The sequence below is a fragment of the Leucobacter chinensis genome (assembly GCF_019049105.1).
GTDB classification, from domain to species: Bacteria; Actinomycetota; Actinomycetes; order Actinomycetales; family Microbacteriaceae; genus Leucobacter_A; species Leucobacter_A chinensis.
Map to the genome: position 1 here is coordinate 1 of NZ_JAHQZR010000015.1, position 19191 is coordinate 19191.

The 19191-nt window shown below is 65.3% G+C and carries 16 protein-coding genes; 6 read left to right on the forward strand and 10 right to left on the reverse strand.

All coding sequences use genetic code 11. The features are described from left to right. Positions 1-154: 154 nt before the first annotated feature. From KTJ78_RS12025 to KTJ78_RS12050, 6 genes are read right to left on the reverse strand one after another with little or no spacing between them, the layout of a single operon-like run. The gene (locus KTJ78_RS12025; protein WP_217136129.1) at positions 155-970 is read right to left on the reverse strand and encodes an alpha/beta fold hydrolase; all 816 of its coding nucleotides are present in this window, start codon (positions 968-970) and stop codon (positions 155-157) included. Between the two features lie 46 nt (positions 971-1016). Next, a complete protein-coding gene (locus tag KTJ78_RS12030) occupies positions 1017-2669 on the reverse strand; it encodes a thiamine pyrophosphate-binding protein (protein WP_217136131.1) in 1653 nt (550 codons plus the stop codon). A gap of 3 nt (positions 2670-2672) precedes the next feature. Beyond that, the gene (locus KTJ78_RS12035; protein WP_217136133.1) at positions 2673-3683 is read right to left on the reverse strand and encodes a C-terminal binding protein; all 1011 of its coding nucleotides are present in this window, start codon (positions 3681-3683) and stop codon (positions 2673-2675) included. 3 nt (positions 3684-3686) lie between these two features. After that, entirely contained in the window at positions 3687-4472 is a 786-nt protein-coding gene (locus tag KTJ78_RS12040; RefSeq protein WP_305853344.1) for an amino acid ABC transporter ATP-binding protein, read from the reverse strand. Next, complete coding sequence (locus KTJ78_RS12045) at positions 4469-5437, reverse strand: amino acid ABC transporter permease (RefSeq protein ID WP_217136135.1); 969 nt, start codon at positions 5435-5437, stop codon at positions 4469-4471. Before KTJ78_RS12045 ends, KTJ78_RS12040 begins: the two co-directional genes overlap by 4 nt. A 2-nt stretch (positions 5438-5439) precedes the next feature. Beyond that, positions 5440-6357: an ABC transporter substrate-binding protein gene (locus KTJ78_RS12050; RefSeq protein WP_217136137.1), complete on the reverse strand. Its 918-nt coding sequence runs from the start codon at positions 6355-6357 to the stop codon at positions 5440-5442. A gap of 245 nt (positions 6358-6602) precedes the next feature. On the opposite strand from KTJ78_RS12050, the gene KTJ78_RS12055 reads away from it, so the two are divergent. Then, on the forward strand, positions 6603-7253 hold the full coding sequence (locus KTJ78_RS12055; protein WP_217136139.1) for a GntR family transcriptional regulator: 651 nt from the start codon (positions 6603-6605) through the stop codon (positions 7251-7253). 328 nt (positions 7254-7581) lie between these two features. Continuing rightward, the gene (locus tag KTJ78_RS12060; protein ID WP_217136140.1) at positions 7582-8655 is read left to right on the forward strand and encodes a glycerate kinase family protein; all 1074 of its coding nucleotides are present in this window, start codon (positions 7582-7584) and stop codon (positions 8653-8655) included. Here the strand turns inward: KTJ78_RS12060 and KTJ78_RS12065 are convergent. Next, positions 8633-9274, reverse strand: coding sequence for a maleylpyruvate isomerase family mycothiol-dependent enzyme (locus KTJ78_RS12065; protein ID WP_217136142.1), 642 nt, complete (start codon positions 9272-9274; stop codon positions 8633-8635). The genes KTJ78_RS12060 and KTJ78_RS12065 overlap by 23 nt on opposite strands. 175 nt (positions 9275-9449) lie before the next feature. Here KTJ78_RS12065 and KTJ78_RS12070 point away from each other — a divergent pair, with 175 nt between their 5' ends. From KTJ78_RS12070 to KTJ78_RS12085, 4 genes are all read left to right on the forward strand, one after another. Further along, entirely contained in the window at positions 9450-11012 is a 1563-nt protein-coding gene (locus KTJ78_RS12070; protein ID WP_217136144.1) for a class I adenylate-forming enzyme family protein, read from the forward strand. A gap of 129 nt (positions 11013-11141) precedes the next feature. Continuing rightward, positions 11142-13136, forward strand: coding sequence for a DUF3556 domain-containing protein (locus KTJ78_RS12075; RefSeq protein ID WP_217136146.1), 1995 nt, complete (start codon positions 11142-11144; stop codon positions 13134-13136). Next, positions 13133-14587 (forward strand): phytoene desaturase family protein, encoded by a 1455-nt coding sequence (locus KTJ78_RS12080; RefSeq protein WP_217136148.1) that lies wholly within the window; start codon positions 13133-13135, stop codon positions 14585-14587. The genes KTJ78_RS12075 and KTJ78_RS12080 overlap by 4 nt, the downstream gene beginning before the upstream one ends. Further along, the gene (locus tag KTJ78_RS12085) at positions 14578-15852 is read left to right on the forward strand and encodes a PucR family transcriptional regulator (RefSeq protein ID WP_217136150.1); all 1275 of its coding nucleotides are present in this window, start codon (positions 14578-14580) and stop codon (positions 15850-15852) included. Before KTJ78_RS12080 ends, KTJ78_RS12085 begins: the two co-directional genes overlap by 10 nt. A 301-nt stretch (positions 15853-16153) precedes the next feature. Here KTJ78_RS12085 and KTJ78_RS12090 read toward each other — a convergent pair whose 3' ends face one another. The 3 genes from KTJ78_RS12090 to KTJ78_RS12100 are packed head-to-tail and all read right to left on the reverse strand — an operon-like array spanning position 16154 to position 19187. Then, positions 16154-17155: a FecCD family ABC transporter permease gene (locus tag KTJ78_RS12090; RefSeq protein WP_217136152.1), complete on the reverse strand. Its 1002-nt coding sequence runs from the start codon at positions 17153-17155 to the stop codon at positions 16154-16156. Next, positions 17152-18171, reverse strand: coding sequence for a FecCD family ABC transporter permease (locus tag KTJ78_RS12095; RefSeq protein WP_217136154.1), 1020 nt, complete (start codon positions 18169-18171; stop codon positions 17152-17154). Before KTJ78_RS12095 ends, KTJ78_RS12090 begins: the two co-directional genes overlap by 4 nt. Next, on the reverse strand, positions 18168-19187 hold the full coding sequence (locus tag KTJ78_RS12100) for an ABC transporter substrate-binding protein (protein ID WP_217136156.1): 1020 nt from the start codon (positions 19185-19187) through the stop codon (positions 18168-18170). The genes KTJ78_RS12095 and KTJ78_RS12100 overlap by 4 nt, the downstream gene beginning before the upstream one ends. Positions 19188-19191 lie beyond the last annotated feature (4 nt).

The window sequence follows — 19191 nt, forward strand, 5'->3', positions numbered from 1 at the left end:
CCGGGCACGATAGACAAACCAGGGGCTCCTCTTCAATAGATGGGTGAGTGACTCACAACCAGCCTGGCAAAGAGGGAAATCGACACCTTTTGACCACGTGGTGTGTGAAAATGACCACACGGCGTGCGAAAGTGGCCCCACGAAGGGGAAGCGGCTACGCCGCCGCGTTTGCCCGGTCGACGAGACGTTCGAGCGAGGCGTTGAACAGTTCGATCTCTTCGGCCTGAATCGCGTGGGCACTGTCTTCAAAGACCACGAGTTCGGCGTTCGGGATCGCCTCCTGGAGCACCGACGCGCCCTCGAAACGCTGCTTCGTGTCGTGCTTTGAGTGCAGAATCACGGTTGGCTGGGTGATGTCACCGAGGTAGGCGCGGTGGTCGAGATCGCGCATGTTGATGTCGTACGCGTCGAGCACGTAGAGGGGCCATTCGAGCTGCTGCAAGATGGTTGCGGTGCGCACGATGTCGCTCACCGGGTTCTTGAAGAGGTACGTATCGGTCATCTTTGCCATGACATCTGGGTAGGTGAGGCCGGTTCCCGAGACTGAACCCTCGATGAACTCCATCGACATTCCGCCGACGAGACCGTCGCGCTCACCGGCGTACCAGGGGCCTGAACTTGCAACGGCGAGGCCCGACACAAGCTCGGGGTGCTTCGCCGCAACAAGAATTGCGAGGTGCCCGCCCATGCCATGCCCGACCAGTACGGCGGGAGCGGCAACCACCTGTTCAAGCAGCTCGGCAAGATCTTCGGCGGCGCGTTCTGCGGTGTATCCCGAGCGAGGTCGGCCAGAAAGGCCGGTGCCACGCCAATCGAAGGTGATGGTGCGGTGCTTGGGAGCGAGCCCCGCCACCTGCTCCTCCCACATTGAGTGGGTCGCGTTGCCGGAGCAAATAAAGACGATCGGCGTTCCCTCTCCGAAATCTTCGTAGTAAATCGAGGTCTCATCTGAAGCAATGAACGTTGGCATGAGGTGTTCTCCTAAACCTGTGAGGTGGGTGTTATGAAGGGGTGAATTAGGCGTCGAGGTGGGTTGGCGCGAAGAGGTCGAGGTGCGTCTCAACGACGATTACCCGGGGGCCCTTGGCTGCGAGCGATTCGGCGACCGCTTGCGGGGCGTCAGCCACCTCGACGATTTCGGCCTCGATGCCGAAGGACTGAACGAGTTCGACGAAATTAGGGCGGCTCAGTTCGGTTGCGGTTGAGGCGCCAAACGCTGCCTCCATGTAGTCACGCAAGATGCCGTAGCCGCCGTCGTCGATGATGAGCCAGGTGACATCGAGCTGGTGCTGAGCCAGCGTCGCGAGCTCAGCGATGCTGTACATGGCACCGCCGTCGCCTGAAACCGCGAGAACCGGCCGTGTGTCGCCCGCTACTTCAATGCCGAGTGCTGCGCCCATCGCGGCGGGAAGCCCGTAGCCGAGCCCTCCGGCGCCCTGGGCCGATGCGAAGAGACCCCCGCGAGGGTCCCAGGCCGACCAGGCCCAGTACGCAAGAACCGTCATGTCCCAGAACGTGTCGACGTCGCTCGCAACGGCAGCGCGCAAGCCCTCGAGCAGTTGCCGCTCCTTGGCCAGGGGCTGCGAGTCGATGCGCTGCTGAACCCGCTCACGCACCGAGCCTGCCCACTGGGCGCCACGCTCCTGCCTGGCCTCGCTGTCGGTAACCGATACGAGATCAACGATCGCCGGCAGAGCGTCTTCGGCAGCCGCATGAATGCCGAGACCGGGGTGGTTTGAGGTGACTTTGCCAAGGTCGGCCTCGATGTGTATGAATGATCCGCCCGGTTGCAACGTGAAATAGTTGCTTGAGAGTTCGCCAAGGCCCGTACCGACGGCGAGTAAGACGTCGGCCTGTTCGAGGGCATCGGTGGTGTGACGGTCTTCGATCCAGCTCTGTAAGCTCAGCGGGTGGTCCCAGGCGAAGGCACTTTTGCCCCCGAACGTGGTCGCGACGGGTGCTCCAAGGCGCTCGGCGAGTTCACGCAGTGCCTCGCGAGCGGCCGGGGTTTTCACCCCGCCGCCCGCAAAAATGACGGGCCTCTCGGCGCTCGACAGGGTCGCCGCAGCGGCAGCAACGAGCTCGGCTGGCACCGCCGGTGTCTGAGGAGTAGAGGTGAGGTGGGCGACAGCGGGAAGCGCATCGGCCGATTCGAGCAGAATGTCCTGCGGAATCTCGACGAGAACGGGGCCAGCAGGAGCCGACTCTGCGATCTGCCAGGCCTCGTGAATCGCGGGAACGATCTGCGAGATCGTGCGCACCGTTCGAACGTGCTTGACCACCTGGGCGAAGGCCGCGCTCTGCTCAGGCAACTCGTGCAGAAAGCCATGGCGGCCACCGCCAAGCCCTGCGACCGGAACCTGAGCGGCGATCGCGAGCACCGGTGTCGACGAGAGCTTGGCCTCTTGGAGCGCCGCGAGCGAGGTGAGCGCCCCTGGGCCCGTTGAGAGCAGGAGCGGGGCGACGGTTCCGGTCGATCGGGCAAGCCCCTCGGCCATGAAACCGGCGTTATTCTCGACCCGCGAGCTGAGGTAGGTGAGCGAGCTGCGGCGCAGCGCGTCAAAGAGGCCGAGGGCGTGTTGGCCGGGAAGGCCGACGACCGCTGTCGCGCCGAGGGCGGTGATGGCTTCGAGCGCCAGGTCGCCGCCAATGCGTGGGGTGCCGTTCATAGTTCACTGTTCCTTACTGTGTGCGTCGTGCAATGTCTTGGTCATGGGTGAGTGCTCGGCGCCTCGCAGGACCCACTCGCTGGGGCTGCCGTTCTCGTGCCACTCGGCGATTCTGAGCGCAGCGGTTTCTTCGTACTGCGTGAGCGATCCGCTCGAAAGAAAAGCCACGTGGGGCGTGAGCAGCACTCGCGGGTGGGTGCGCATGGGGTGCTGCGGGCTGGGCGGCTCGGTGTCGAGCACGTCAAAGCACGCTGCCGAGAGCCTTTCGGTATCGAGAGCCTCAAGGAGGGCGGTCTCGTCAACGAGTTCGCCGCGCGAAACATTGACGAGGGTCGCGCCGGGTCGCATGCTCGCGAGCGCTTTGGCATCGATGATGTGGTGGGTCTCGGCGGTGAGTGGCAGGTGCAGCGAGAGTACGTCTGAACCCGCGACGACCTCGTCGAGTGGTAGCGCGGTGACCTCGCCGAGCACACCCGTTTGTGAGGGGTCGTGCACGATTACCGAGGCGAAGAACGGCTTGGCGAGTTCGGCAACGGCCTGACCAATTTTGCCAAAACCAACGATGCCGAGCGTCAGGGTGCTGAGCCTCCGAGGGGTGAGCGTGACCTCGGTGGTCCAGCCCCCTTCACGGGCGATGTGCTGCATGGCTCCCAGGTGCCGCTCGGCGGCGAGAATCAGCGACATCGTGTGAACCGCGACTTCTTCGGTCGCTGCGTGCCCAACGTTCGTGACCCAAATGCCGCGTTCGCGGGCGTGATCGAGGTCGATCATGTCGAAACCGTTGCTCGTCGTGCCAATGATGCCGAGGCTCCCGAACTGCGCGAGCAGATCGGCGGTCAGCTGCCGATACCCGACAATGAGTGCGACCGCCTCACGCTGGTGGGTAGCAACGACGCCCGACGCGTCGACCTCGAGCACCTCGCTGCGAAACCCGTGCTCGGCAAGAATGCGTTTGGCGGGTTCGATCGAGAGGTCGGTGAGGTCGGTGAAGAGTGCGAGTGGTGGGGTAGACATGGGTTATAAGACCTTTGAGAGAAATGATTGAGTGCGCTCGTGCTCGGGGTGAACGAGTACCTGTTGGGGGTCGCCCTCTTCGACGATGCGGCCCGCGTGCAAGAAGGCCACCTTGTCGCACACTTCGCGCGCGAAGCCGATCTCGTGGGTGACCACGATCATCGTCATGCCACTTTCGGCGAGTTCACGCATCACGTCGAGCACTTCGCCCACGAGCTCGGGATCGAGGGCCGATGTTGGTTCATCGAAGAGCATGAGCTCGGGCTGCATCGCGAGCGCTCGCGCGATCGCCACGCGTTGTTGCTGTCCGCCAGAGAGCTGCACCGGGTAGTGGCCGTATTTATCGCTCAGGCCAACCCGCTCGAGTAGCTGGTGCGCGTGCTCGATCGCCTCTGCGCGAGACTTTTGCAAGACGCGGATCGGCGCCTCGATGATATTTTCGAGGGCTGTCATGTGCGCAAAAAGATTGAACCGTTGAAATACCATGCCCGTCTTGCGGCGCTGCATGGCCTCCTCTGCCTCGGTTAGGTCGTGCAGTTTGTCGCCCCGCACGCGGTAACCGACGAGCTCGCCGTCGACCCAGATGCGGCCCTCATTGAGGCGCTCCAGAGTGTTGATGCAGCGAAGAAAGGTCGACTTGCCGCTCCCGCTCGCCCCTAGGAGCGAGACGACGCTGCCCTTTGGTACTTCAAAGTCGATGCCGCGCAAGACCTCATGATCGCCGAACGACTTGTGCACATTGAGTGCTCTCACCATTGGGATGCTTGCGTCACGTATGGTCTCGGTCATGGTGTTCTCCGTTCGCCGATGGCTTCGATGAGTTCGGTGTTGGTTACCCTTCCGGGGGCAAGATTCTTGACGATGCGTTTGCGCATCTTTGCTCCCGTTGCGACGGTTCCCTTCGCGAAGCGGCGCTCCAACTGCATTTGGAGGAGTGTAAAGATGGTCGTGAGCAGCATGTACCAGATGCTCGCGACGATAAGCAGCTCAAACACGTAGAAGTTTTTGGCCGAGATCGCCTGGGCGCGGTTGAGGAGGTCGGGGGCCGCGATGACCGTTACGAGCGAGGTCATCTTGAGCATGGTGATGAGGTTGTTGCCGGTCGGGGGAATGATGACCCGCATCGCCTGAGGCAAGATGATGCGCCGCATCACAAGCGAACGTCGCATGCCGAGGGCAGAGGCGGCTTCGGCCTGGCCCGCGTCAACCGCTTGAATGCCACTGCGCATGATCTCGGCCATGTACGCGCCCTCATTGAGACCGAGGCCAAGAAGCGCGGCAACAAACGCCGTGATGAGTGCATTGGTGTCGACCGAGAAGTCACCGAAGCCGATTCGTGGAAAGAAGAGGGCGAGGTTGAACCAGAGCAGCAATTGCACGAGCAGCGGCGTGCCGCGAAAGAGCCAAATGTATGCGAGCGAGACGCTGCGCAACACGGAGTTCTTTGAGAGCCTCGCGACGGCCAGCAGCATGCCGAGGACGATGCCGATGAGCATCGCGAGAACCGTCAGGGTGCTGGTAGTAGCGAGCCCGCGCAGAATGCTCGGGGCGGTGAGGTTCTTGGCCACAATGCCCCAGTTGAAGTTGGGGTTGGTTGCGACGGTGAAGACAAGCCAGCCGACCACGACAGCGATAATGGTTCCCGCGATGATCTGGCCTGGCTTGCGAACGGGCACCGCGTTGATGGGGCCCGTCATTGAGCCGGCATTGGCAAACGGTTCGCTGCGCCGTGGCGACGAAGTTTCGGCGGTCATGATTATTCAGCCACCACGTTGATCTCTGAGGTTTCGACCGCGCCGAGCGCGAGGCCGTGCTCTTCAAGAATGTCGCCGTAGGCTCCTGAACGAATGAGCTCGTTCATCGCGGCCTGAACAGCGTCACGAAGTTCCTGCTCATCTTTTCTGAAGATCTTGCCGAGCAGCTGCGCCCCGAAGGTTTCATCGTTGACGACCGCAAACTTCTTGCCATCACCAAACGTCGTCGCGTTGTAGACCGCGACCGGGTACTGGGCGATGTGCGCGTCTGCGCGGCCGTTCTGCAACTGCATGAGTGCGTCTGAGTCAGACTGGAACGCCTGAATTTTCATGGGGTTCGAGGCGCACTCATTGTCGTTGAACGACTCGAGCAGACTCAGCTGGTACGAGGCGTCGAGCACCGCAACATTCAAGCCGCACAGGTTGTCTTTACCCTTGATGCCCTTCGGGTTCTCGGCAACGGTCGTGATGCCCTGCGTCGCTGAGAAGTAGGTGACGAAATCATACTTAGCGATGCGTTCTTCGGTCGTGCCGAGGGCGCCAGACACCATGTCGAATCGTCCCGCCTCGAGCGCCGGGAGGAGCCCGTCAAACGCCATGTTCTCGATAGCAAACTCGACCCCGAGAATGCCGCCGAGCGCGTGCAACAAATCAGGATCAAGCCCAACGATGGTCTCTTCATCATCACCGAAGTAGTCATACGGCGGGTAGTAGGCCTCGGTGCCAACCTTGATGACGCCGGCATCTTGAATGCGCTTCGGCAAGAGCTCCCGAATCTCGTCAACCACCTCGGTCTTGGTCTCTGCGGGGGCTGCCGGATCTTTGGCGGTGTCGTTGTCTGCCGAGCACCCGGTCAGTGCGACAAGGGTCGTTGCGGCTATGGCGGCAATGCCACCAAACAAAAGTCTGTGGTTTCGCACGGTTCTGTGGTTTCGCACGGTTCTGCGGTTTCGCACGGTGAATCTCCTCGTTGAGTGGTTTCGGAACCCGACGTGTTCCTTGGGGCATTACATTATGAGATTGATCACCAATTATCAATAGGGAAGGTGAAATCAAATAAAATTGGTGATCATTCTCTAGAAACTGTGTAACATTTGTGGTGCCCTTGCATAAGGTTGACCACGGGCAAGCGTTATTGAAAGGCAGTTGATTGGGAAGAACCGCTGTGGCGGTCGCAGATGACCTGCGTTCGCAAATATTCGAGGGCTCTCTCTCAAGTGGCACACCGCTTCGTGAGATAGCGCTGGCGCAATTTTTTGAGGTCTCGAGACGCACCGTGCGCGAGGCGCTCCTGCTGCTCGCGAGCGAGGGCCTTGTGGTTCACAAGCACAACCAGGGCGCACACGTGAAGGTATTCACCATGGCCGACGTGCACGACCTGTACCGAATTCGGCGCGTGCTCGAGCTCGAGGGCGCGAGGTTCGTGTCGGTCGCCTCAGAAGAGCAGCTCGCGAGGGTCACGGTGGCGATGGAGGGCATTCGTGATGCCGCGGCTGGCGGCCTCTTGAGCCCTGAGCTCGCTCGCGCCGACGTGGGCTTCCACGCGAGCATCATTGCCCTGATCGGTAGTCCCGGCATCGACAAGTTTTACGAGCAGAGCGGCAATCAGACGGCCTACGCGCTCTTGCAGTTGCAGCGTCATGACGCCTCTCAGGCGGCCGAGGTCGCCGCGACGGTGTATGAGCATCAGGCGATTCACGACGCGGTCGTGGGCCGTAACGCTCTCGACGCCCAGCGGCTCATTCTCGAGCATATTGAACGCCACGAATCGTCGTTCCTGCACTCGCTGCGTGAGGTGGCATTGCACGAGGCCTAACGTGGCACTGCGCGTGCTCGACCGCCCACTTACCCTCGTGCCCCCCCTCATCGAAAGGTCAAAAAGTGTCGAAAATCGAGCGAAAATCGACACTTTTTGACCTTTCGACGGGCGAGCGGGCGAGCGGGCGAGCGGGCGAGCGGGCGCGCGGGCGAATGGGCGAGCGGGCGAGCGGGACGGGCGGTCGGCGAGAACCGCCCGAGAACGGGCCAGAGCGAAGAAGCATTACGCTGTACGCCCGTAAAACCCACCCAGCGGGCACGGTTTGTTGCTGTAATAGGTGAAGGGGCCGACGCGCGGCCCGGACGAAGCGGCGCAGGAGGCCAGTGTGACGGAGCAGGCAGGCAGGGCGGCGATCGTGGTGTGCGCGCCCGACTCGTTTAAGGGAACGCACACGGCGGCCGAGGTCGCCGAGGCAATGCGCGACGGGGTGCGCGCGGCGGGCGGCAGCGCGATCTGCCTGCCGATCGCTGACGGGGGTGAGGGGACGATTGCGACGATCCACGCGGTGCTCGGCGGCGAGTACGTCGAGACGAGCACGGTTGACCCCATGGGTGACCCGCTGACCGCGCACTATTTACGGGTGGGCGACCACGCCTACGTCGAGATGGCGGTCGCGAGCGGTATCCAGTTTGCGAAGCTCGAGGGCTTCGATGCTCTGCGCGCTTCGACCCGCGGGACGGGCCTGCAGATCGCCCATGCGCTGCGTGCCGGGTGCCGCTCGGTGACGGTCGCGGTTGGCGGCAGCTCAACGAGTGACGGCGGGCGCGGAGCGATCGAGGCCCTGAGCGAGGCGGGCTTCGGGCCCGTGGCAAGCGGCGAGGGGGCCAGGCATGCCGGCGCCACCATCGCCGTGCTCACCGACGTCGAGACTCCCTACGAGCAGGCGGCTGAGGTGTTCGGGCCGCAGAAGGGCGTGCTGCCGGGAGAGATTGACGGGGTGACGGAGCGGTTGCGCGGGTATGCCGAGACGCTTCCGAGGAGCCCGATCGGGGTTGCATACACCGGCGCCGGCGGGGGGCTTTCGGGTGCCCTTTGGGCCGCGTGCGGGGCAGAACTCGTGAGCGGCATCGACTCGCTGCTCGGGCTCGTCGGCTTCGAAGAAGCGGCGCGAGGGGCCGACCTCGTGCTCACCGGCGAGGGGCGTTTCGACGGGCAGTCTGAAAGCGGCAAGGTCGTTGCTGGGGTGCTGCGCGCGAGCCGGGGGATCGGGGTCGCCTGCGCGGTCATCGCGGGTCAGTTGGCCGAAGGTGGCGAAGCGCTGGCCGAGCGCATGGGGTTTGCCGGAGCGATGACCGCTTCGACGCTCGACGAGATTCGCGAGGCGGCGCGAGAGGCAACGCAGGACGCGGCGCCAGAGGCGACCCTCTTCAACCGCCTCAGCGCGCGAGATGCTCGCTAACGAGCGCGACGCCCGGGCCTGAGAGCCTGCCCTCGCCGACCTCGCGACCCGTCGCCGTGAGCAGCAGGTCGAGGGCGCTCGCCGTCACCTCGGGGCCTTCACCCCAGGATGATCCGCCGCCATTGGTCACGAGACGCACCCGCGTCGCCAGCTCGCGGCAGCCGCCAAACGAGGCCGGCGTGCGCACGAGGGAGTCGATGGCGTCGTGTATTGCCCAGGCCTCGTACTCGTGCGAGATGCCGAGGGGGCGCCGAATGTCTTCGCCGTGCGCGATGGCCTCGACGAGTCGGGTACTTGGGCTTGCGGGCGGCGACTTCGTGAGGGTGCGAGCCGCGCGAAAGGCCTCGAGCGTGTGCGCGCCCGTCGCACCCTGGTGCCGCTTCACGCCCCGCTCGTTGGCACGATCGAAGTTGCCGCCGCTCGCGATCATGCTGCCCACGAAGGCGAGCTTGCCCGTGTGAGCGGTGTCGACGAGGTGGGCGAGAACGTCGTGCACGCTCCACCCGGCGCAGAGCGAGGGGGTGGCCCACTGGTCGTCGGTGAGGTGCGCGAGATCGTCAGCGAGCCTGCCGCGCTCGTCGTGAACGAACGACCAGATTTCGGCGGTGCTTGGCGGCATGAGGGGCTCCTTTGGCGGGTGGTGAGTTTGAGAATAGCGCGGCGGGGTGCAAACTGCACACCCCAATACGCGAACTGGGCCAACAACGTCCCTGAACCGCGCGGCCCACTGCTCGTACCATGGGGCAATGCCATTGGGAAGCTGATCACTGGCGATCGGCTCAGAAGGGACGGCAATGACGCTGACACATTTGCTTTGGGAGTCGCCCGCCGCGGGCACACGAAACGACTGCCTCGGAGACGAAGATCGCATACTGAGCTACGCCGAGGTCGAAGACTTGGCGCTCGCCTTTGCCGAGCAGCTCGCTGAGCTCGGGGTGGCCGAGGGCGAGGTGCTCGGCATCATGCTCGAGAACAGCATCGAGCTTGTCATCGGCATGCTCGGGGCGTGGATCGCGGGGGTCACCGCGACCCCGATCAACCCGACGTTCACCGAGCGAGAGCTGAGCTACCAGCTCGAAGATTCGGCGGCGAAGCTGCTGCTCACCGAGCGCAGCATTCTCGACCGGCTGCCGGGCCTCACCGCGCCGGGTTCGGCCGTGCCGGTGCTCGACGTTGCCGCGATGCGCACCGAGCGATCGGGTGACGCCGGGACTATAGAGATCGACCCCGAGAGCATCGCGCTGCTCATTTACACGAGCGGATCGACGGGCCAGCCGAAGGGCGTCATGCTCGACCACGCCAACCTTGACGCGATGGCGCGCGGCATGGCCGCTCACGCCGAGATGACCGCCGAAGAGCGCGCGCTCGTCGTGCTGCCCTTCTTTCACGTCAACGCGATTTGCGTGAGCTGGCTGGCACCCATGTCGGTTGGCGGATCGACGATCATCTTGAGGCGGTTTGCGCCGGTCGCCTTCCTTGAGGCGATCGAGAAGCACCGGCCGACGTACTTCTCGGTCGTGCCCGCGATTCTCGCGCGGCTCGTGCAGTTGCCGAGCGACGTGAGTACCGACTTCAGCTCGATCCGCTTCGTGATTTGCGGGGCGGCTCCGGTGTCTCGCGAGCTGCTGCAGTTGTGTGCCGAACGTTTCGGGCTGCTCATCATCGAGGGCTACGGCCTCACCGAGGCGACCTGTGTTTCGGCGGGCAACCCCCTGCGCGGGCCACAGAAGCTCGGAACCGTGGGGCCCGTGGTGGTGGGCCAGGAGCTCAAGCTCACCGATGAGCATGGAGCCGAGGTTGCGGTGGGTGAGCGCGGCGAGGTGCGCATCAAGGGCGCCACGGTCATGCGCGGTTACCTCGGCAGGCCAGAGGCGACCGCCGAGACCGTCGTTGACGGCTGGCTGCGCACGGGCGACGTCGGCGTGCTCGACGAAGACGGTTATCTGAGCATCGTCGACCGCATCAAAGACATGATCATTCGTGGCGGCGAGAACATTTACCCGAAAGAGATCGAGGCGCATCTCGCGACTCACCAGGCAGTGCTCGAATCGGCCGTCGTCGGCGCACCACACCCAACGTTGGGTGAGGTTCCCGTTGCCTACGTCGTCACGCAGTCCGGCAGCGAGGCGACCGCTGCCGAGTTGCTTGCCCACTGCTCGGCTGGCCTCATGAAAATCAAGGTGCCCGCGAGGCTCGAGGTCGTGAGCGACCTGCCGAGAAACCCCGTCGGCAAGGTCGATAAGCCAGAACTCAGGCGGCAGACAGTGCCGATTGGGTCGGCGAACGACGTGGGCGCCCCACACAACGCCGCCGCGGTGAGCGAGAGCGCCGCCGCGACCGCCGGAGTCGGCGTGTAGCGCGACGCGCCACGGTTTTTCTAGGCCGCCCCGAAGCGAACGCGGGGTGTCGGCCTCACTTGCGGTGCCTTGGCCGCCGCATGCCCATTTTCGTTCAGCATTCATACACCTGTCACCAAAGGAGTTGTCATGGGATATCACCAACCGAGGCTTCCGAATATCGAGCCCGATGAGTTTTTGCGCAGCACGTTTCAAGAGCGCATCAAGTTTGTGTCGAAGGAGTGGGGTGAGTGGGGTTTTGGTGCGGCGCGCAAGATCTCGGTCATGTACCTCGTGAAGCTCTTTGGCGGGTGGCTGCTTGGCGGTGCTCTCGTAATCACGCTCACCTCGGGACTGAACCCCCTCGATGTGGCTTCGTGGTGGACCAACCCGATCGTGTACCAGAAGTACCTTGTCATGGCGATGCTGCTCGACGCGATTGGGGTGGCGGGGTCCTGGGGCCCGCTCGCCGGCAAATTTGGCCCCTACACGGGCGGCATTCTGTTCTGGTCACGACCAGGCACGATCAAGCTGAGCCCGTATAAGTGGATCCCGTGGCGCGGCGGCAACCGGCGCACGATCTTCGACGTGTTTCTGTACTGGGGGTTCCTCTTCTCGATGGGTCTCGCTCTGCTCTCGCCTGGGCAGACGGCGGCAGACCTGCCGGCGCTCGCTCGCTTTCAGGCGTTGCTCACCGACCCAGCGAACGGGGTACCGTCGTGGCTTGCGAACAATGCCGAGAGCTTCATGCTCATTCAGACCACCCCGCTCATCAGCGCCGTCATCTTCCTGTGCCTCATCGGCATGCGCGACAAGATTATCTTCCTCGCGGCACGTTCTGAGCAGTACCTGCTGCCCGTCGTGTGCTTCATCGTGTTCCCCAACCTGTTCGAGGTGACCGACATGGTGATCGCGCTCAAAATCTTCCTCGTGACGGTGTGGGTAGGCGCGGGCTTCTCGAAGCTCAACCGGCACTTCAGCCCGGTGATTCCACCGATGCTCAGCAACACGCCCTTCTGGCCGCCACGCTGGCTCAAGAAGAAGGCCTACCAGGATTACGACAACGACAACCTGCTTCCCGGCCCCATCGCGCACTTCTTTGCACACGTGCTCGGTACAATCGTCGAGATCGCAGCGCCACTCACCATGCTCTTTGTCGTCGGTCAGGCATTCGGCGGCCAGGTCACCGTGACGCTTGCGACGCTGCTCATGGTCGGGTTCTGCCTCTTCATCATCTCGACCTTCCCGATTGCGGTGCCACTCGAGTGGAACCTCCTCTTCGCCATCTGTGCCGTGGTCTTTTTCATCGGCTACCCGAACTCGGCCGGTTTCAGCGTGTTCGACATGTCACAGCCGTGGATGCCGTTTTCGGTCATCGCCGTGCCCGTCTTCTTCGTGATCTTCGGGAGCATTCGACCCGACAAGGTATCGTTTCTTGCGGCGCTTAGACAGTACGGCGGCAACTGGGCGACGGGACTCTGGGCGATTCACCCCGATGCCGAGAAGAAACTGCACCGGGTATACCGCCCGACCCTCGATCAGATCGACCAGTTCCAGGCAATGGGGCTGCCGTACAAGCAGGCCGAGACCTTTCTCGAGGTGTCGCTCGCATGGCGCGCGCTACACACGCAGGGTCGCGGGCTCTTCTCGATCATGCTGCAAAACGTGCCCGACATCGACCACCGCCGGGTGCGCGAGGGCGAGTTCGCCTGCAACGCGATGATCGGCTTCAACTTCGGCGAGGGACACTTTCACGACGAAGAGCTCATCGCGGCGATTCAGGAGCAAGCCCACTTCGAGCCCGGCGAGTTCATTGTCGCCTGGGCTGAGTCTGAGCCGCTCTGGCACGGCTATCAGGAGTACAAGCTCATCGACGCGGCCCTCGGCGTTGTTGAGCGGGGCCGCTGGCAGGTGAAGGATGCCGCGCAGGCGCAGCCCTGGCTTCCCGACGGCCCGTTGCCCCTCACCGTCACCTGGCGTTCGCCAGACTTCGACAAGTTGCGCTTCACCGCAACCGATATCATCGGCCCTGACGCCGAGCCGCCGCTCACCGACGGCACCGGCGGCATTGACGTCGCGAATACCGACCTCGTGAACGTCGTGGCCGAGGCTGAAGAAGCGCTCACGGAGGGAGTGAAGCGATGACCACAGCGGTCGTTGTTGGCAGCGGACCGAACGGGCTCGCCGCCGCGACCGTGCTCGCCCGCGCTGGCGTTCAGGTCACCGTCGTCGAGGCTGCCGAGCAGCTCGGCGGCGGTGCCCGCTCGACCGAGTCGCCCATCTCGGGTCTCGTGCAAGACCACTGCGCTGCCGTGCACCCCATGGCGCCCGGCTCGCCCTTCTTCAAGACCCTCGATCTCGAGGCGATGGGGGTGCGCTGGGCGCGGGCGCCGATCGATGCGGCTCACCCGCTCGACGGCGCCGAGCCGGGTTTCTTGCACACCTCGGTCGATGAGACCGCGGCGGGGCTCGGCCGTGACGGCGCCCGCTGGGCGGGGGCCTTCGGTCCATCGGCCCGGGCGTTTGACCGGCTCTCTGGCGTCATCATGTCGCCCATGCTGAGGGTGCCACGGCACCCGCTCCTGCTCGCCCGCATGGGGCTCGTCGCAGGCCCGCCACCATCGCTCGTGGGTAAGCTCTTTCGCGACGAGCGAGCTCGGGCCCTTTTCATGGGCGTTGCCGCTCACGCTTGTCAGCCGCTCACGCAGCCGCTCGTGACGGGCATCGGAGCGGGCATCATCATCGCCGGCCACGCGGTTGGCTGGCCCGTGATCGAGGGCGGCACCGGCCGCTTCACCGACGCCCACATCGAGATGCTTCGCGGCATGGGTGTGCGCTTCGAGACGGGGCAGCGGGTGAACCGCCTTTACGAGCTGCCGCCCCGTGACATCACGATGCTTGACGTGCACCCCCGAATCACCGCGGGCATTCTCGCCGAGCAGCAGCCGGCGCGAGCCCGGGCTGCCTTTCGCCGCTTCAAACCGGGCCCCGCCGCGTTCAAAGTCGACTTCGCGGTCGACGGCGGCGTGCCCTGGCTCGACGAGCGCGTCTCGCAGGCGGGAACGGTGCACCTCGGCGGATCCGCCGAAGAAATCGTCGCGACCGAACGCGAGGTCGGAGCGGGGCGCATGCCCGCTCGCCCCTTCGTGCTCGTCGGCCAGCAGGCGGCCGCCGACCCGACGCGAGCGAGCGGATCGATCGTGCCCATCTATGCCTACGCGCACGTTCCCGCGGGCTACTCCGGCGACGCGACCGAGGCGATCATCGCCCAGATCGAGCGCTTTGCGCCGGGGTTTCGTGAGCGCATCGTCGCGCTCAGTTCGCGCACGACGGCCGAGAGTGAGGCCGAGAACGAGAACTTTCTCGGCGGCGATATTCTCACCGGCGCGAAGTCGCCCCTGCAGTTTCTGCTCGGGCCGCGCCTCAGCGCACACCCTTACGACACAGGCATCCCAGGGGTGTATTTGTGCTCGGCCGCGACCCCTCCCGGGCCCGGGATTCACGGCATGGGCGGGTATAATTCAGCTCAGCGAGCGCTGCAGTTTTTGCAGCACCGAAGCGCCGTGCACACCGAGGTGCACGAGCCATGCCGGTAGTGGGGGCGACGATGGGTGATCTGCACATGCGGGAGTTGGTCGCGCAGGCAGGCCGCAACCTGCAAGAGATGGGGCCGCGCATTGTTGACGAGATGACCGAGCTCCTTTCTGAACGGGTTGCGGGGCTCGACCAAGACCCGCAACTCATCGAGATGCTGCACGCCAGCATCGATGGGAACGTTTGGACCCTCGGCCACATTCTCACGAACGACATCGGCGTCGACTCGATGCAGCCGAACACGGGCGCGGTCGAGTATGCGGTGCGGCTCGCGCAGCGTGACGTTCCGCTCGGTTCGCTGACCCGCGCGTACTACCTCGGCCAGTCGATGTGCGTGAGGCGGGGCATCGACGCGGTCGACCAGCTGCAGCTTGAAGACAAAGAGATGCAGATGAACATTGTGCGTCTCGTGACCGACGTCGTGCACAACTATTTCGACTGGATTTTGCAGTATGTCGTTGAGGTGCACGTCGTCGAACAGCAGAAGTGGTGGACGGCGAGGGCGGTCACGAACGCCGCCGCCGTGCTCAAGGTTCTGCGAGGCGAACCAGCATCGGCGGCTGGCTTCGAGGCAAAGACCCGCTACTCGCTCGAGCAGCAGCACCTCGCGATCATCGCGTGGCTCGAGTTCGAGACCCCCGACACCGAAGACCAGCAGCGCATCGACCAACTCCTGCGACGCATTGCGTCGCTCGTGCACTCGACCAAGCCGCCGCTCATCACGGCCTCTGACCGCTCAACTGCCTGGGCGTGGGTTGCGCTTCCCGACCCTGAGCTCACGCCGAGCCTCTTGCGGCGGCTCGCTGAGTTCGCCGACTCAGACGAGGCCCGCAACATTCGCTTTGCGATCGGCGGCTCGGCGAACGGTATCGAGGGGTTTAAGCGCAGCCATGAGCAGGCGGCGAAGGCCCGCCACGTCGCCCTCGGTGCCCAACGCTACCGCGAGGCCCGCCTGGTCTCGTTCACCGACCCCGACGTGGGCTTTCTCTCGCTCATCATGCACGACACCCAGAGCGCTCTCACCTGGACCAAGGAGGTGCTCGGCCAGGTCGCAACCGAGGGCGAGGCCACGGCGGCCCTGCGCGAAACCCTCGCCACCTTCTACGCCACGGGCGAGAACTCGTCGCGCACCGCCGAACTGCTCGGCCTGCACCGCAACACCGTGCGGCAGCGCGTCGCCCGCTTTGAGCAGGAGCGCGGCGCCAAGCGCACGAACGGCCTCGAGATCTCGCTCGCGCTGAAGCTCTTCGACCTTTTGGGTGGCTGAGCGGGGGCGCGGTGCTTCGGGCTGCGCCCCCCGCCCCCCCCGCTCGCGCTCGGCTCGCGTCCGGCTCGCGCTCGGCTGCGCTCGACGCGCGCTCGGGCCGTTTCCTGCCCGTTTGCGGTCTACTTGACGAAAAGCAGGGTGTTATCGCCGAAACACCCTGCTTTTCGTCAAGTAGATGCCGTATCCGGTTTCAGCGGCGGATCCGCCAGCCTCAGCCCACTCGCCACCCGTTAGCGGCACCATTTCGCCCGGAGCAGCGCCCGGCCACCCGGCAACCGGCCGCCCCGCACCCGCCGCAGCGCTATCGCCCCGCGCCCCGCCCCTCGCGGCGCAGCAGCGACAGCGTCAGGTAGGCGCCGCCGAGCGTCACGGTCACGGCGCCGACCGGGATCTGGGTTGGCGCGAAGGCGTGGGCCGCGACCCAGTCGGCGGCGCTCAAGAGGAGCGCTCCGACGAGGGCGGCCGCCGCGATGGGCGCCTGGCGCGGCAGCAGCGTTCGGGCGAGGTGGGGTGCGGCGAGGGCGACGAACAGAATGGGGCCGGCGACCGCGGTGGTGATGGCGGTGAGTAGCACGGCGCAGCCGATGAGGGCGCCCTTCGTGAGGCGCACGCGCATGCCGAGGGCGGTGGCGAGGTCGTCGCCGAGGGTGAGAATGCGCAGCTTCGAGCTGAGCACCGCCGTGATGATGCCGGTGATGGCGAGCACGATGAGGGCCGGGGTGGCCTGCGACCAACGCACGTTGTCGAGGGTTCCGGCGGCCCAGATCGAGCCGGTGGTTGCCGTCGCGGTGTCGGTTTTGTAGAGCAGCCAGGTGTTGAGGGCACCGAGGATCGCGCCGACCGCGATGCCGGTGAGCAAGAAGTTGCGGCCCGAGAGGCTGCCGCTCGTGAGGGCGAGCACGATGGCCGCGGTGACGAGCCCTCCCGCGAGCGACGAGGTGGCGAGCGCGGCGAAGGTGGGGGCGGGCACGAGCGCGAGCAGGATGAGCACGCCCGTGAAGGCGCCGGTGTTGAAGCCGACGACGTCGGGGCTTCCGAGGGGGTTTCGGGTGAGCGACTGAAAGATTGCTCCGGCAGCGCCGAGCGCCGCGCCAAAGGCGATGGCGGTGAGCGCGCGGGGCATGCGCCAGTTGCGCACGACGGTCTGCGTAAACTCGCTGCCCTTGCCGGTGATGCCAGACCACACCTCGGCGGGGGTGAGCGCGAGATCGCCCGCGGCGAGGGCCGCGAGAAGAATGGCGACCAGGAGGGCGCTGGCGATGATCCACCGCAGTATCGGGGTGTTCTGGGTGCGGGGCTTCATCGTTTCTTCCTGAGCAAGATGAGCAGTACGGGGGCGCCGATCGCGGCGGCAACGACGCCGACCGGCAGCTCGCCCGGCCACAGCACGACGCGGGCGAGGGTGTCGGCGGCGAGCACGAGCACGGGGCCCGCGAGCACGCTCATGAGCAGTACGCGCGTGGTGTTCGGCCCGGTGAAGGGGCGCACGAGGTGCGGCACCATGAGGCCAACGAAGCCGATGGGGCCGGCGATCGCGGTGGCCCCGCCCACGAGTAGGGCGGTCGCAACGCCGGTTCCCGCGCGGGTGAGCATGGGGTGGGTGCCAAGGCTGCTCGCGAGTTCGTCGCCGAGCGCGAGGGCGCCGAGGGGCCTCGCAAGCATGAGGGCGATGACGATGCCGAGGCCGAGCACCGGGAGGCTCTGGGCGATGACCGCCTGATTGGGGCTCGCGAGCGAGCCGGCCGACCAAGCCCGCATGGCGTCGAGCAGCCTGGGGTTGATGAGAGTCATGGCCGACTGCACGCCCGCGATGGTCATGCTGAAGGCGACTCCGGCGAGAATGAGCTGCGAACCCTGGGCCCGGCCCCTGAGGCCGAGGCCGAGCACGATCGCGGTCACGATTGCCGCGCCCACGACCGCTGCCGTCGCGATGCCGGTCGCCGAGGTCACGCCCCAGAAACTCATCGCTAAGACGACCGCGAAGGCCGAGCCGGCGCTCACTCCCAGAAGGCCCGGGTCGGCGAGCGGGTTGCGGGTCATGCCCTGCATGAGGGCGCCCGCGGCTCCGAGCGCCGACCCGACGAGTATGGCGGCGAGCGTGCGGGGCACGCGCACCTGCCACACGAGCAGCGTGAGGTCGTCGCTCGCGGTGCCCGACACCAGCTCGCCGAACTCGGCGGGGGTGATGGGGCGGGAGCCGACGAGCACGCTCACGATGCCGAGTGCGACGACGAGCGCCGCGAGGGTGAGCCCCGCCCCGAGAAGGCGAAGTGCGTGCGGTGCAGCTGAGCGCCCACCTTCCCGGAGCGAGGGGATCACTTGGCCGAGATGAGTTCGAGGCCGGGGCGAAGCTCGTCGAGCAGCCACGGCACCGAGGTCACGTTCGGGTCTTGCAGTGCGGTCGCGGCTTCAAGCCCGACGGGCACGTAGCGCTCGCTCATGATGGGCTGGGCCGAAACGATGGGATCTTTCTCGAACTTCTCTTGCAGCGCATCTGACTGGAAGGTCATGAAGAGCGCGCCGGCGTCGTTGAAGAGCGGCGCTTGCTCGAAGCTCACGTCGATTGAGCCGGGCACCGAGCCCTGCCCGCCGAGGTCGGTGACGGCCGGCAGCGAGACGAGACCGAGGCGCTGCATGAAGCGAGCGGTCACGTTGGCCTCTTCGACGAGCATGACGACGACGCCGTCGCGCGCCTGGCCGTACAAGAAGGTTCCGCCCTCGAGGCCGGGCAGCTCTTCGGTGATGTCTTCGATGGCCTTGTCGGCCGCGTCGATGAGCTTCTGCGCACCCTCGGTGTCGCCGAGCGCTTCGCCGACGCGCAGAGCCGATTCCTCGCTCGTTGCCGAGTAGAGCGCCTCGCTGTAGGTCACGACGGGCGCGATGTCGCTGAGCTGCTCGTAGAGCTTCTCGTCGACCGTGAAGGCGGCCGTCGCGAGAATGACGTCGGGCTTCGCCTGTGCGACCTGCTCGACGTTGATGTTCATCGGGTTGACCCAGGTGGTGTCGTCGCCGAGCGGATCGATGTAGGGCAGGTTTTTCTCGTCGCCAGCCCCGGCGATGCTCGTGAACGACTCGGGGGCCACGACAACGTTCGCCCCGAGGGCGCTCGCGAGTGCGACGTCGGCGTAGCCGAGCGTTGCGACGCGCTCTGGTTTCTCGTCGATCGTGACCTCACCGTAGACGTTCTTGAGGGTGACGGGAAAGCCCTGGGCTTCGGTCGTCGTGGTGTCGTCAGCCTTGGCGGTGTCGTCGGTGCTTGCCGAGCAGCCGCTCAGCAAGAGTGCCCCGGCAACGAGTGCCGAGAGCGCGGGGAAAAGGGGTTTGGTGCGGGTCATGCGT